The organism is Arthrobacter sp. B2I5, assembly GCF_030816735.1.
GTDB lineage: Bacteria > Actinomycetota > Actinomycetes > Actinomycetales > Micrococcaceae > Arthrobacter.
Genome location: NZ_JAUSYF010000001.1, coordinates 2,574,197 through 2,588,135, shown reverse-complemented (window position 1 = coordinate 2,588,135; position 13,939 = coordinate 2,574,197). Strand labels below are relative to the sequence as shown.

12 protein-coding genes, 6 tRNA genes, 1 pseudogene and 1 riboswitch are annotated in these 13,939 nt (G+C 66.1%); of the genes and pseudogenes, 9 read left to right on the top strand and 10 right to left on the bottom strand.

The window, feature by feature from the left end; all coding sequences use genetic code 11:
- Positions 1–35 precede the first annotated feature (35 nt).
- Both QFZ60_RS21695 and QFZ60_RS12215 read left to right on the top strand, forming a co-directional pair.
- Positions 36–835 (top strand): annotated as a pseudogene (locus QFZ60_RS21695) (SDR family oxidoreductase); the annotation flags it as partial.
- A gap of 144 nt (positions 836–979) precedes the next feature.
- Positions 980–2,752: a multicopper oxidase family protein gene (locus tag QFZ60_RS12215; RefSeq protein ID WP_307090732.1), complete on the top strand. Its 1,773-nt coding sequence runs from the start codon at positions 980–982 to the stop codon at positions 2,750–2,752.
- A gap of 25 nt (positions 2,753–2,777) precedes the next feature.
- Here QFZ60_RS12215 and ybaK read toward each other — a convergent pair whose 3' ends face one another.
- Genes ybaK through QFZ60_RS12200 form a run of 3 tightly spaced genes read right to left on the bottom strand, consistent with a single transcriptional unit; the run spans position 2,778 to position 4,711 of the window.
- On the bottom strand, positions 2,778–3,290 hold the full coding sequence (gene ybaK / locus QFZ60_RS12210) for a Cys-tRNA(Pro) deacylase (RefSeq protein ID WP_307090731.1): 513 nt from the start codon (positions 3,288–3,290) through the stop codon (positions 2,778–2,780).
- Between the two features lie 11 nt (positions 3,291–3,301).
- Positions 3,302–3,754 (bottom strand): SufE family protein, encoded by a 453-nt coding sequence (locus QFZ60_RS12205; RefSeq protein ID WP_307090730.1) that lies wholly within the window; start codon positions 3,752–3,754, stop codon positions 3,302–3,304.
- A gap of 30 nt (positions 3,755–3,784) precedes the next feature.
- Complete coding sequence (locus QFZ60_RS12200) at positions 3,785–4,711, bottom strand: sulfurtransferase (protein WP_307090729.1); 927 nt, start codon at positions 4,709–4,711, stop codon at positions 3,785–3,787.
- Between the two features lie 215 nt (positions 4,712–4,926).
- Between QFZ60_RS12200 and zapE the strand changes: the two genes are divergently transcribed.
- Positions 4,927–5,964, top strand: coding sequence for a cell division protein ZapE (gene zapE / locus QFZ60_RS12195; protein WP_307090728.1), 1,038 nt, complete (start codon positions 4,927–4,929; stop codon positions 5,962–5,964).
- Positions 5,965–5,974: 10 nt separating this feature from the next.
- Here the strand turns inward: zapE and QFZ60_RS12190 are convergent, their stop codons facing one another.
- The 7 genes from QFZ60_RS12190 to QFZ60_RS12160 form a co-directional block, all read right to left on the bottom strand.
- Positions 5,975–7,192, bottom strand: coding sequence for a benzoate/H(+) symporter BenE family transporter (locus QFZ60_RS12190; RefSeq protein ID WP_307090727.1), 1,218 nt, complete (start codon positions 7,190–7,192; stop codon positions 5,975–5,977).
- A gap of 176 nt (positions 7,193–7,368) precedes the next feature.
- A complete protein-coding gene (locus QFZ60_RS12185) occupies positions 7,369–7,632 on the bottom strand; it encodes an antitoxin (RefSeq protein WP_056333980.1) in 264 nt (87 codons plus the stop codon).
- Between the two features lie 141 nt (positions 7,633–7,773).
- Positions 7,774–7,845, bottom strand: a tRNA-Val gene (locus QFZ60_RS12180).
- Positions 7,846–7,878: 33 nt separating this feature from the next.
- A tRNA-Gly gene (locus tag QFZ60_RS12175) sits at positions 7,879–7,951 on the bottom strand.
- Positions 7,952–8,005: 54 nt separating this feature from the next.
- Positions 8,006–8,077: transfer RNA gene (locus QFZ60_RS12170), tRNA-Val, on the bottom strand.
- 38 nt (positions 8,078–8,115) lie between these two features.
- Positions 8,116–8,186: transfer RNA gene (locus QFZ60_RS12165), tRNA-Cys, on the bottom strand.
- 47 nt (positions 8,187–8,233) lie between these two features.
- Positions 8,234–8,306: transfer RNA gene (locus tag QFZ60_RS12160), tRNA-Gly, on the bottom strand.
- A 328-nt stretch (positions 8,307–8,634) separates the two neighbouring features.
- On the opposite strand from QFZ60_RS12160, the gene QFZ60_RS12155 reads away from it, so the two are divergent.
- The 6 genes from QFZ60_RS12155 to rpe all read left to right on the top strand — a co-directional run bounded on the left by QFZ60_RS12155 (position 8,635) and on the right by rpe (position 13,672).
- Positions 8,635–8,706: transfer RNA gene (locus tag QFZ60_RS12155), tRNA-Val, on the top strand.
- Between the two features lie 105 nt (positions 8,707–8,811).
- A complete protein-coding gene (locus QFZ60_RS12150; RefSeq protein ID WP_307090726.1) occupies positions 8,812–9,672 on the top strand; it encodes a cytochrome in 861 nt (286 codons plus the stop codon).
- Between the two features lie 77 nt (positions 9,673–9,749).
- Positions 9,750–10,352, top strand: coding sequence for a peptide deformylase (gene def, locus QFZ60_RS12145; RefSeq protein ID WP_307090725.1), 603 nt, complete (start codon positions 9,750–9,752; stop codon positions 10,350–10,352).
- Complete coding sequence (fmt, locus tag QFZ60_RS12140; RefSeq protein ID WP_307090724.1) at positions 10,349–11,269, top strand: methionyl-tRNA formyltransferase; 921 nt, start codon at positions 10,349–10,351, stop codon at positions 11,267–11,269. The genes def and fmt overlap by 4 nt, the downstream gene beginning before the upstream one ends.
- Entirely contained in the window at positions 11,266–12,888 is a 1,623-nt protein-coding gene (locus tag QFZ60_RS12135) for an RsmB/NOP family class I SAM-dependent RNA methyltransferase (protein WP_307090723.1), read from the top strand. Before fmt ends, QFZ60_RS12135 begins: the two co-directional genes overlap by 4 nt.
- A 106-nt stretch (positions 12,889–12,994) precedes the next feature.
- Entirely contained in the window at positions 12,995–13,672 is a 678-nt protein-coding gene (gene rpe / locus QFZ60_RS12130; RefSeq protein ID WP_307090722.1) for a ribulose-phosphate 3-epimerase, read from the top strand.
- A gap of 39 nt (positions 13,673–13,711) precedes the next feature.
- A riboswitch (FMN riboswitch) is annotated at positions 13,712–13,860 on the top strand.
- Positions 13,861–13,939: the final 79 nt, after the last annotated feature.

The window sequence follows — 13,939 nt, the reverse complement described above, 5'->3', positions numbered from 1 at the left end:
CCAGGACATACGCCTCAAAACGCCAGGAGAACCATATGCCCACAGGAACCGCGCTTTCCGGCGCCACAGTGTTGATCACGGGAGGTGGCAGCGGGCTGGGCCGCCGCCTGGCGCTGGGAGCCGCCCGGCGCGGCAGCCTGGTGCTCATCTGGGATCTGGACGCTGAACGGTGCGCAGCGGTGCGCGATGAGATCCGGGCCGACGGCGGCTCCGCCGAAGCCTACGTTGTGGACGTCACGGACCGTCAGGCGGTAAAGGCTGCCGCGGATGTTGCCGGACCGGTGGATGTCCTGGTCAACAACGCCGGCGTGGTCAGCGGCCGGCCACTCCTTGAGGCCGCGGATGAGGCCATCGAACGGACCATGAACGTCAATGTCATGGCCCTGTACTGGGTCACCCGCGCCTTCCTCGGCGGAATGGCCAACCGCCGGCGGGGAACGGTGGTCACCGTTGCCAGTGCTGCCGGCCTGGTGGTGTTGCCCGCCAGACCGACTATTCCGCCAGCAAGTTCGCCGCTTTCGGCTTCAACGAATCACTCCGTGCCGAGCTCCGCGCAGGAAGAGCCGGTGTCAATACGCTGGTGGTCTGCCCTTACTACATCGACACCGGGATGTTCGATGGCGTCCAGACCCGCTGGCCACTGCTCCTCCCCATCCTCCAGGAAGAGCAGGTGGCAACCAGGGTCCTTGACGCCATCGAAGCCGGGCGCCGGAAACTTGTCCTGCCGCCCATTGTGAACCTGTTGCCCGCCCTGCGGATTCTTCCGGTCACCGTCTTTGACGGGCTCATGGACGTGCTGGGAGTCAACCGGACCATGGACCACTTCACCGGACGGGATGCGGGGCGGGCAGGAGGGAATTAGGGGTAAGGCCTACCCTCCTTCATTGGGGACCCGTGACCCTATGACAGACCAAAGCCCGGGTCTATCCTGCTGCCCAGGGGGGATACCGTTGCGAAGAAATGGGGCCCCGAAATGCGCATGACAAGACGACAACTGCTGCAGGCCGGTGCTGTTGCCGGTGCAGGGCTCCTGGCTTCGCCCGGCTTGCCGGCTGCCGCGGCCCGTGCACCTGCGTCCGGGAAGCAATCGATGTTTACCGAGCAGCTCCCCACCATGGATGAGCTCGGAGTGCTGGACGTGCAGGCTGGCGGCAGCAAGTCGCTCTGGGTCCGCAACGCCCGCCACCGGTTCCAGGAACACATGGGCCTGACGGACACCTTGGCCTACCAGGAGGCCGGTTCAACCCGGACGTACCTTGGCCCCGTGATCATCGCCCGGAAAGGTACGCCCTTCGAGCTGACGGTCCACAACCAGGCCGGACGGCATCCCCTGGCCTTTGCCATCGACCCCGAACTGGTTCCGGCGGGCAGCAACGATGCAGTGCGGCCGCGGACGTCCGTCCATCTTCACGGCGGCAACGTCAGTGTGCGGTCCGACGGCGGCCCGGACCAGGCCTTCGGTCCCGGCGCCTCCTACACGTACCACTACGGCAACAACCAGGATGCCGCCGGGCTCTGGTACCACGACCATGCACTGGGCCTCACCCGGCTGAATGTCTACGCCGGGTTGGCCGGCGGCTACCTCCTCCGGGACAAGCCTGGCGGGACCGGGATCGATACCGGTGACGGGACACACCTGCCGCCGCCCCCGTACGAAGTGCCGCTGATTATCCAGGACCGGATGTTCAACTCCGACGGCTCGTTTGCCTACCCTCCCAATCCGGATCTCGTCAGCGCAGACGGCACACCCCGCCCCTGGGCCCCGGAGTTCTTCGGCGATGTGGCCACCGTCAACGGGAAGAGCTGGCCTAACCTGGACGTGGCCCGCGGGAAGTACCGTTTCCGGATGTTCAACGGCTCCAACGCCCGGTTCTACGACTTCAGGTTCCTCGCCGGCGGCACCCCGGTCCCATTCCACCAGATAGGGTCCGACGGCGGCCTGCTCGACGCTCCTGTCCGGCTCACCAGGCTGGTGATGGGACCGGGCGAACGGGCAGACATCGTGGTGGACTTCGGGGGACTCAAGGCAGGCGCCAGGGTGATCCTGGCCAACAGTGCTCCGGTGCCCTACCCGGACGGGCCAAAGTCTGTCCGGCAGGGCGGACTCCCGCTCCCGCAGATCATGCAGTTCACCGTCCTCTCCGAGCCCGGCTACACGGTGCCGCTGCCGGCCCAACTCCGGTCCGAAGCCGTTACCAAGCTCGGAGAACGGCCGGTCAAGGCAACGAGGTCCATGGCGCTGGTGGAGGTTGCCAACGCGGACGACGTGCCGGTGATGGCGCTGCTGAACAACAGGATGTTCGACGGCACGGACATCACGGTGGTGAAAAGTGACACCCTGGAACAGTGGGAGCTCATCAACACCACCGTGGACGCCCACCCCATCCACCTGCACTTCACCCAGTTCCAGGTCCTCAACCGGCAGAAGTTCGACGTCGATGCCTACCTCGAGGCCACAAAGTTTGTAGATCCGGAAACCGGACTCGTCACGCCGGGGGCGGGCAAAGCGGTCGACGTCGGGCCACACCTGATGGGCCGTCCCGAGGACGCGCCGGCCACCGAGCAGGGCTGGAAGGACACGGTGGTGGCGATGCCGGGGGAGGTGACACGGTTCCGCGTCCCCTTCGGTGCTGCCGCAGCGGGCGGAGACCCGCTGGCCATCGGCTCATCCTTCAAGGGCGAATACGTATGGCACTGCCACATCCTGGAGCACGAGGACAACGACATGATGCAGCGCTACGTGATCAAGTAACCTGTCGTTCCCATTCTCTGCGCTGCTATGGCTGAGAGCTGCCCGCAGCCAGCGAGCTGATGGGAGCGGTAATGGCGTTCGTCAGCCGGGCCAGGTCTGCCGGGGCGAGCTCAATGTCCAGGCCGCGGCGGCCTCCGGACACCAGGATCGTGTCCAGCCCCAGGGCGGTGGAATCCAGCACCGTGGGGGAGGGCTGGCGCTGCCCGATGGGGGAGATTCCGCCCAGGACGTAGCCGGTGCGGCGCTGGGCTGCGGCGGGATCGGCCATCGCGGCCCTCTTGGCTCCGAGTGCCGAAGCCATTGCCTTCAGGTCAAGGCTTCCGCTGACCGGCACGATCCCCACTGCCAGCCGGCCCTCCACGTCCACCATCAGTGTTTTGAAGACGCGCGAAGGATCGATGCCAAGGGCTTCTGCAGCTTCAGCGCCGTAGCTCGGCGCGGATGGATCGTGGGTGTACGGGTGCAGCACAAAGGGAACCCCGGCAGCGGTCAGCGCCGCTGTTGCCGGGGTTCCCTGGGAGCCGTTCTTCCGTGCCATGGGTACTGGGGTCAGGCCTGGGCGCGGGAGCCTGCGGCCACCTTGCGCTTGATCCTTCCCAACATGGCGGTCATGCCCCTCATACGCAGCGGCGTGATGGCGCGGGTGAGCCCCAGCAGTTCCGGCATGTCGTCGGGCACGGACAGGATTTCAGCGGCGGACAGGCCATCCAGGCCCTCGTGCAGGACGCCGGCAAAACCCCGTGTGGTGGGCGCCTCGGCCGGTGCCTTGAAGAACAGGTGGACCGCGCCGTCGTCGTTGTTCCCCGTCTCAATGGTGAGGAACAGCGGCGACTGGCACTCCACCACCTGCTCCAGGAGCTCGGGGTGGTCCTTGAGCCGGTCGGGGAGCTCGGGCAGTCCTTCGGAAAACTCCAGCAGCAGCTGGAGCCTCTCGGGTTCGGACAGGGCCTGGAAGTCGTCCACGATCGCCGCCAGGGCGGATGGCAAAGCTTGAGTAGTCATCGTTTCAAGTCTACGCGGGCGGGTGCTGCGTCAGGCTCCGACGGTGGCTGGAACGGAACCCCGCTCGGCGCCCTTGACGATCGGCGCGCGGACCGCATTGCCCCACTCGGTCCAGGATCCGTCGTAGTTGCGGACGGAATCAAAGCCCAGGAGGTACTTCAGGGCGAACCAGGTGTGGCTGGAACGCTCGCCAATGCGGCAGTATGCCACCACGTCGTCACCCTCGGACAGGCCGGCCTCGCCAAGGTAGATCGCCTCCAGTTCCCCGCGGCTCTTGAAGCTGCCGTCGGCGGCAGCGGCGCGGGCCCAGGGAATGGATGCGGCGGTGGGGATGTGGCCGCCGCGGAGGGCGCCTTCCTCGGGGTAGGCCGGCATGTGTGTGCGCTGGCCGGTGTATTCTTCGGGCGAGCGGACGTCGATGAGCGGGCCGGTGCCGAGGTGGGCCAGGACGTCGTCCTTGAAGGCGCGGATGGGAGCGTCGTCGCGCTCAACCTCCGGGTAGTTCCCCGGGGCGGGGGCGGGCCGGTCCCTGGTCAGTTCGCGGCCTTCGGCAATCCACTTGTCCCGGCCGCCGTCGAGCAGCCGGACATCCTGGTGGCCGAACAGGGTGAAGACCCAAAGCGCGTAGGCTGCCCACCAGTTGGACTTGTCGCCATAGATGACCACGGTGCTGTCCCGCGAGATTCCCTTGGACGCCGCGAGCTCCGCGAAGGCCGCGCCGTCAATGTAGTCACGGGAAACTTCGTCGTTCAGGTCCGTGTGCCAGTCAATCTTGACCGCGCCGGGAATGTGTCCTGTTTCGTACAGGAGCACATCCTCGTCGGATTCCACCACGACGAGTCCGCCGTCAGCCACTGCGCCGTCCTTGATGGCAGCCGCCAGCCACTCCGTGGAAACGAGCCGCTCCGGGTGGGCATAGGCAGCAAACTTCTCATTCTGGTCAACCGGGTAGGGCATTGCTTGGCCTTTCAGTAAGAGCACGGGAATCCATGGAACATGCATTGGAACCTGTTCCCACCCTAGCCAGCGCCCCTGACGTTGTCCGTATTCCGTTAATAGGGCGAAATGTTGTCTTCGTCACTCCATGCGCCGGGAGGAGGGCAGCCAGCCCGGGTCCGGCCTGCATAGCCGGTATCCTTTCTGGGGACCAACCACCAGCAGAACGGACCACCTTGGTACAGATCGAACAGCTTGCCGCCCGCACTCCGGCAGTTTCGGTGGACGAACTCCTCAAGGGCTTCTACCCATCGCCGCGGTTCGGGGAAGTCTCCTTTGCGAGCTACCGCCCGGACCCCAAGCAGCCCAGCCAGGCCACGGCCGTGCGGGAACTGCACGGGTTTGCCGACGGCGTGGGGTCCGGTAACGGGGGCGGGCTCTTCAAGAAGCTGTTCGGCAAGAAGGACGAATCGCGCGCCGGCATCTACCTTGACGGCGGGTTCGGCGTGGGCAAGACCCACCTGCTCGCGTCCCTGTGGCACGCGTCGCCGGGCCCCAAGGCTTTCGGCACGTTCGTTGAATACACCAACCTCGTGGGCGCCCTGTCCTTCCGCAAGACGGTCGATGCCCTGAGCAGCTACAAGCTCGTCTGCATCGACGAATTCGAACTTGACGATCCGGGCGATACCGTCCTGATGTCCCGGCTCATGCGGGAACTGGCCGACGCCGGGGTCAAGCTTGCCGCCACCTCCAACACACTCCCTGGCTCGCTTGGTGACGGCCGCTTTGCCGCCGTGGACTTCCAACGCGAAATCCAGGTCCTGGCCGACCAGTTCGAGGTCATCCGGATCGACGGCGAGGACTTCCGGCACCGTGGCCTGCCCGCCGCCCCCGCCCCGCTGAAGAACAGCGAACTCAACGCCCACATGAAGGCGGAGTTCGACGGCAAGACGGTTGCCCAGGACGAATTTTCCACCCTCATCCACCACCTGGCCGGCGTGCACCCCAGCCGCTACCGCCAGTTGATCGATGGCATTGACGGCGTGGTCTGGCGCAACGTGGAAACCATCAAGGAGCAGGCCGTGGCGCTGCGGTTCGTGGTCCTGGCGGACCGGCTCTACGACAAGGATGTTCCCATCCTGGCCAGCGGCGTCCCCTTCGACCAGCTGTTCACCGAGGAAATGATGACCGGCGGGTACATGAAGAAATACTTCCGCGCCGTCTCCCGCCTGACCGCCCTGGCCCGTGAAGGCCAGAACCACGAACCCTCGTAGGGCAACACTCCTAGGAGGACGTCAGGCTGCGGCGCGGCTTCAGCGCCCACCGGACCACGAGCCCGGCAATCAGCGCCCAGAACGCGGCACCAATTCCGGCAAAAGCCAGCCCCGAGGCCGCCATCAGGAACGTGACCGCCGGGGCGATTCGCTCTTCGGCGTCGGCAAGGGCTGTCGAAACTGCCGAAGCCAGGGTGCCCAGCAGGGCCAGTCCGGCCACGGCTTCGAGCATCCCCGCGGGCGCCTGGTTAACTACCGACACCAAGGCCGTGGAAAAGGCAGCCAGCACCAGGTAGGCCAGGCCGGACGTAAAGCCGGCGATCCACCTCCTGCTTCGGTCGCCGCCTGCTTCGGGGCCGGCGGCGAGGGCCGCGCTGAGTGCTGCGAGATTGATGGCGTGGCCGCCGAAGGGTGCTCCCACAATGGTGCCCGCTCCCGTAACCAGCATCGCCGGCCGCCACGGGGTCTCATATCCGAATGAACGCAGCACGGCCACTCCGGGAACGTTCTGCGACGCCATGGTCACCACGAACAACGGGACGGCAAGGCCGGCGAGGGCCTGCAGGCTGAACGAGGGCGTGGTCCACGCCAGTGCGGGCATGAATCCTGCCGGATCCACTGGCGTCCCGGCCGACGCCAGGGAAGTTCCGATCACGCCCAGGGCCACCAGCAGTGCTGCAGGAACCGCCCAGCGCGGAGCGAACTTCATCATCAGCAGCCAGCACAAAATGACCGGCGCAACAAATACGGGGACCGTGCCCAGGGCTTTGAAGGGGGCCAGGCAGAGCTGCAGCAGGACCCCGGCCAGCATCGCCTGCGCCAGGGAGGACGGGATGCGTGCCATCAGCCTGCCAAGCGCCGGCACCATGCCGGTCAGGGCCAACAGCAGGCCCGCCGCGACGAAGGCCCCGACGGCGGCCGGCCACCCGCCGTCGGGAATTCCCGATGCTGCCAGCAGCGCCGCACCCGGCGTTGACCAGGCCAGTGTCACCGGAACGCGGGAGCGCCACGCGAGGACCAGGACGCCGAACCCGACGCTTAGGGTCAGTGCCAGCAGGCCGGATGCGGCCTGGGCGGAATCGGCCCCCACCGCCTTAAGGCCCGCCAGGACCACGGCAAAGGATGAGGTGAAGCCCACCAACGCGGTGACGATCCCGGCGACGACGGGCCGGGAATCGATCCGGGCCCGGGTGGTCTTTGCCTCGGAGGGTGCGGGGGAGTTGGGCATACCGGCAGGTTACCGGCGGGCGTCCGGGAATCGGGAATCGTTGGCACTGACGCCGTTACCTGCGGGAACTGCCCCAACCTGTCGTCAGCGCCTTTAAACGCCGAAGGTGCGGGCGCCGCCTCCCGGCGGGACCCGCACCCCGTTGACTTGCTGGGGCAAAGCCCTGGCCAAATCCTTTACGGAGCCCTGTCAACCGGCGGAACCGGATTTTCAGGAGCTGCCGGCGGAACCTGCCCGGCGGCAGGTGCCTGGCCCGGGGTTCCGTTCTTGTCAATGAGCTTGGAAGCGCCATCCTGGATCTTGTCGACATGGCCGGTGTACTTGCCGCCGGTCTTGGTGTCGACGAAATCGCCGGCCTTGCTGATGCCGTTCTTGATGGCCTGCTCGTTGCCGCGGATGAGACCCTGAGCCTTGCCCTTTAGATCGTCAATCAAACCCACGAGCACCTCCCTTCGATCGCGGAGCCAGGTCGCTCCTCGCGCCTTCGATCCTATCCGCGGGTGACAGGCGTGCCAAGGGAGTTCGCCCGCAGCGGATGCCGGGGAAACAAAAAAAGCAGCTCCGCAGAGCTGCTGTTCGTGTGGGCGATACTGGGATCGAACCAGTGACCTCTTCCGTGTCAGGGAAGCGCGCTACCGCTGCGCCAATCGCCCGGAACCGGAAGACCGGCTAATGGGATGTAAGAGAGCGGACGACGAGATTCGAACTCGCGACATCCACCTTGGCAAGGTGGTGCTCTACCAGCTGAGCTACGTCCGCGTGTGCAGGATGAACCGGTAAACCGGCTGTACTGCGGGCAAGTTGCCTTGCCAGTGGGCGATACTGGGATCGAACCAGTGACCTCTTCCGTGTCAGGGAAGCGCGCTACCGCTGCGCCAATCGCCCATTGAATCCGAAACGTCCGGAAACCATGGTTTTCACCGAGGTGGGTACGGGATTCGAACCCGTGTATACGGCTTTGCAGGCCGCTGCCTCGCCTCTCGGCCAACCCACCGTGTTAGCGTCAATTCCGAAGAATGTTTGCTGTGACAGTGTCCTGCGAGCGGACGACGAGATTCGAACTCGCGACATCCACCTTGGCAAGGTGGTGCTCTACCAGCTGAGCTACGTCCGCATTTTGGAGGGTTGATTCCTTGCCGTTTCCGGCATTTCCTCGCGTTCCAACGAGTAAAAACAATATAGGAGGTTCGGGGATTCTCCAAATCGCTCTGGTCCGGGCCGGAACTATGACCTCCGGATCCCTGTAACTGCGCGGATTTTTAGAGTTACAGGCGTGTAATTCCCGACGGCGGCAGCGGGGGCTGGTGCGTCATGCTGCGTTCCGCCTGGCTGCTTTCAGTCATTGGTGGCGAAGTAGGTGGTGCGGCTTTGGGGCCGGTCCTCAAGGTCCGCCGTTCGATTTTTGAAATAGGGCAGAGGTGGGCTAGCATTCAAATGCATCGGGGCGATTGGCGCAGTGGTAGCGCGCTTCGTTCACACCGAAGAGGTCACTGGTTCGAACCCAGTATCGCCCACCGCAGAGGCCCGTTTCCGCTCATCAGCAGCGGAGACGGGCCTCTTTTGCGTGCAGCTCCTGCCTCCCGGAGCTTTTGTCGGCCCCCTGTGAAAGAGTCTTTTGTATGACTGATCCGCTTCTCGCCCACGCCACCGAATACGGCCGGATGTATGCACGGTCAACGTCCGAGCAGTTTTCGGTACCTTCCATCACCACCGTGATCAGCCAGCAGCCGCACGGCCTGGATGGCTGGTTCGGTTACATGGGTGCGAGCAGCCTGGCCAATGATCCGCTGCTTTCGGACTGCCTGGGCAGTCCCGCCAAAATCAAGCAGGCCATCAATCGTGCCGCCAAGGCTGCCGAAACCTACCGGGACGATGCCGCCAGGCGCGGGGACCGCGTCCACAATTACTGCGAGCAGGTGGCGCTCCGGGCGCTCGGGCGCCCCCATGGCATGAAGGAAGCCCGCGAGGCCTTGGCTGCCAACGGGGAAGAAGCCTTCGCCGTCCGCTTCGACGAATGGTGGGAACTCTTCCAGGTGGAGCCCATCGCCCCCGAAATCACTGTCTGGAACAACACCGTGGGCTACGCGGGCACCCTTGACCTTGTAGCCCGGATCAACGGACGCATTTGCCTGATCGACTACAAGACCAAGGGCACAACCCGGGACGGCCTGGTCAAACCGCTGGATAACAAAGTGGTGATGCAGCTGGTGGCCGGCATGAAGGCTGAGGAAAGCCTGGTGGATGCGGAGGCTGGAACCTGGGAGCCCTGGAAATACGGCGAAAACCCTGTCCTGCTGGCCGTGGCCATTGGCGAGACGGAGGTCCGTCCGGTCCGCGCCAACCCCGAGGTCCTCAAGCACCACTGGTGGAAGTTCTGCGCCCTGCGGCGGGTCTGGGAATTGTCCGCGGACACCATCAGTGCCGGCACCGCGCTGCTGCCCATCGCACCCCCGCCGCTGGCACAGGCCCGCACCGCCTAAGCGGCGGGTGGACCTCGAGAGACTGCACCTAAACTGGATAGGTTCCCTTTGCCCCCAACCGTGAGGACACACAGCGCATGGCTATTCTGAATATCCGCATCATCGGTGATCCTGTGCTGCGCACAGTTGCCGATCCCGTGACGGAATTCGGACCCGAGCTTGCCAAACTGGTGGCCGACATGACCGAAACCATGGAGGACGTGGACGGTGCAGGGCTTGCCGCTCCGCAGGTGGGCATCAGCAAGCGCGTCTTCACGTACCGCATCGACGGGGTGGAGGGGCACATCATCAACCCCGTCCTGGAGAACAGTGAGGACTACCAGCCGGACCACGTGGAGGGCTGCCTGTCCATTCCCGGCCTGGGCTTCCCCGTCCGCCGTTTCCGCGCCACCCGGGTTACCGGTGTGGACATGCACGGAAATCCGGTATCCGTGGATGGGGAGGGGATGCTGGCACGCTGCTTCCAGCATGAAAATGACCACCTGGACGGCATTCTCTACACTGACCGCCTTGAGGGCGAAGACCGGAAGACTGCGTTGCGGTCCATCCGCAACGCCAATTACGACGCCGTCACCGGGCGCACCACGGCCAAGCGCGCCAAGAGTGTTGGGTCAAGTTTCGGCGGGGCCAGCTTCGGCGGAACCAGCACCGCCGGCTCCAGCTTTGGCACCCAAGGGTGAGGGTCCTCTTCGCGGGGACACCCGCCGTCGCTGTCCCGTCCCTGGACGCCTTGGTCAAAGCCGGCTTCAACGTGGTGGCGGTCCTGACCCGGCCCGACGCGCCGGTAGGCCGCAAACGCGTGCTGACGCCCTCGCCGGTGGCACAACGCGCCGCGGAACTGGGCATTGACGTCATCCGTGCCGCGCGCGTCGACGCCGAGGCCATTGCCGCTGTCTCCGCAGTACAGCCGGACGTCGCGGCAATCGTCGCCTATGGCGGACTGGTTCCCCCTGCAGCACTGGGCATACCGCGGCACGGCTGGGTCAACCTGCATTTCTCCCTGCTGCCCGCCTGGCGTGGTGCGGCACCGGTCCAGCGGTCGGTCATGGCAGGCGACGATGTCACCGGTGCCGTTACCTTCCAGCTGGAGGAAGGGCTGGACACCGGCCCCGTTTTTGGCACGCTGACCGAGGCCGTCAGGCTGCAGGACACTGCCGGCGACCTGCTTGAGCGGCTGTCCCGCAGCGGCGCGGTCCTGCTGGCGCAGACCCTGTCCGCCATCGAGGCCGGGAAAGCGTCGCCGCAGCCGCAGGCCGGCGACGTCTCGCTGGCACCCAAACTGACCCTGGAGGATGGACACATCAACTGGTCCCATCCTGCCCTTGCCATCAACCGGCAGTCACGGGGAGTCACCCCTGAGCCCGGCGCCTGGACCCTGTTGGACGGGCAGCGGGTCAAGCTCGAGCCTGTGCGGCTCCGGCCGGATATCGCAGGGGTTGCCCCCGGCTCAGTGGCCTTGCAGGGGAAATCCGTGGTGGTGGGAACAGGCTCGCACGCCGTGGAACTTACCCGGGTCCAGCCTGCAGGGAAAAAGATGATGGCTGCAGCCGATTGGGCGCGCGGCATGGCCTCACTGGAGGGTGTGGTGTTCGAATGAGCGGGTCCGGCGGCAATACAGGTGGACGGAATACCGGCCGGCCCAACACAGGCGGAGGGGGAAACGCCGGAGGATACGGCCGCGGCGGGAAGAGCGGATCGGGTGGCAGCGGCGCGCCCGCCGGCAGCGGCCGGGGCAACGGCGGACCCCGGGACGCCAGCAGGAGGGACGCCAAAGGCCGCGAACGCAACCGCGGTCCGCAGCGGGGCTTTACCGAACAGGCGCCGTCGCAGCGCACCAGGCGCGCCGACCCCGCCCGCCTGGTGGCCTTCGAAGTGCTGCGCGCTGTGGCAGAGGAGGACGCCTACGCCAACCTGGTGCTGCCCGCGCGGATCCGGCACCACCACCTGGACAAACGGGACGCCGGGTTCGCCACGGAACTGAGCTACGGCGCCCTGCGCGGCCAGGGAACCTACGACGCCATCCTGGCACGGTGCGTGGACCGGCCATTGGCCAAGCTTGACCCGGCCGTCCTCGACGCCCTCCGCATCGGCGCCCACCAACTGCTGGCCATGCGGGTCCCGGCGCACGCCGCACTGGACCAGACGGTAGGGCTTGCCCGTGCCGTCATCGGCGCCGGCCCCTCGGCACTGATCAATGCCGTCCTCCGCAAGGTTTCCGCCCACTCCCTTGAGGAGTGGCTGGACCTTCTGGTGGAGGGCGAAACCGACGAGACGAAGATTGCCTCGCTCCGGTACGCCCACCCCGAGTGGATTGTCCGGGCCATGCGCCAGTCACTGGTGGCCCACGGCCGGCCCGCAGGCGAAATCAACTACCTGCTGGAGGCGGACAACGCCGCCCCGGTGGTGAACCTTGTGGCCCTGCCGGGGCTGGGCAGCCTCGATGAAGCGCTGGACAACGGTGCCACACCCGGTGAACTGGTGGAAGGCTCCGCGCTGTCCAGCGGCGGGGACCTGGGACGCCTGGCGTCGGTGCGCGCCGGTACCCTCAGGGTGCAGGACGTTGGGTCACAGCTGGTGGCCAGGGCCCTGGCCGCGGTGGACCTTACCAACGATGCCGGTGAAGCTTGGCTCGATCTTTGCGCCGGCCCCGGTGGAAAAGCGGCCCTCCTTGGTGCTCTCGCCCACCAGCGGGGCGCCACGCTGCTGGCCAACGAGCCCGCCCCACACCGCGCAAAACTGGTCAGTCAGGCGCTGTCCGCCGTACCCCAAGGCAGTTGGCAGGTCCGGACCGGCGACGGCCGGGATGTGGGGGCGGAACAGCCGGAACAATACTCCCGCGTCCTGGTGGACGTTCCCTGCACCGGCCTGGGAGCTCTTCGGCGCAGGCCCGAGTCCCGGTGGCGGCGCTCTCCCAAGGACATTGCAGACCTGGGCCCGCTGCAGCGCGAACTGCTGGACTCCGCCCTGGCCGCCGTCCGGCCCGGGGGAGTGGTGGCCTATGTGACCTGTTCACCGCACCCGGCGGAAACCACGGCTGTTGTGGCCGACGTCCTCCGGAAACGCGCCGACCTGGAACTCCTGGACGCGGGCGCCGCCCTGGACGCGGTCAGCCTCACCGGAAACCTGGGCGCCGGCCATGAACTGACCGCCCAGCTCTGGCCCCACATCCACCACACCGACGCCATGTTCCTGGCCCTGATTCATAAGAAGGCCTGACGGGGAAGAACCCGCGACTCCCTATCTGGCTCCCGGTCCGGCCTGTTCCCGGCCGCGGCCCGGAAGTTTTCTACAAGACCAAGCACCTTCAGCGAAAGGCACCCCTGTGACGCAATGCTGCATCAACCCGAGCATCCTCTCCGCCGACTTCGTCAACCTTGAGGCCGAACTGCAACGGATCAGCAATGCCGACGCCGTCCACGTGGACGTCATGGACAACCACTTCGTCCCCAACCTGACCCTTGGGCTGCCGGTGGTGCAGCGGATCCAGGCGGTCAGCCCGGTTCCGCTGGACGCCCACCTTATGATTTCGGACGCGGACCGGTGGGCGCCTGGGTTCGCCGACGCCGGCCTTGCCTCGGTCACGTTCCACGCCGAGGCATCCACTGCACCCATCAAGCTGGCGCGGGAACTGCGCAGCAGGGGATCCAAAGCGGGGATGGCGTTGCGCCCGGCCACCCCGGTGGAGCCGTACCTGGACATGCTGGCCGAGCTGGACATGCTGCTCATCATGACGGTGGAACCGGGCTTTGGCGGCCAGGCATTCCTGGACGTCACCTTGCCCAAAATCCGCCGGGCCCGCGCAGCCGTGGAAGGCTCCGGACTGGGAGTGGCCATCCAGGTGGACGGCGGGATCACGGAAGACACCATCGCCCGCGCGGCTGAAGCCGGCGCCAACGTTTTTGTGGCCGGCTCCGCCGTCTACGGCGCCGACGACCCCGCCGCAGCCATTAGCCTGCTGCGCGACAAGGCCAGCCGGACATTACGCGGGGCGACGGAATAACCGGGAGCCCCTGCCGGTTGTGGCACAATAACAACACACATACGTGCTCCGGGGTCGGTGTAAGTCCGAACCGGCGGTGACAGTCCGCGACCCGCGAGCCGGTTTTTTCTGAGGAGGATCCCGGCAGACGGTTGAACCGGTGGAATTCCGGTACCGACAGTTAAAGTCTGGATGAGAGAAGCACGTACAGCTGTATCAGTGGGCCCGTGGGCCCGCAACGTTCTGCTGTCGTATCCCCGGAGCCATCGCGGTTCGACAGGGAAGGAA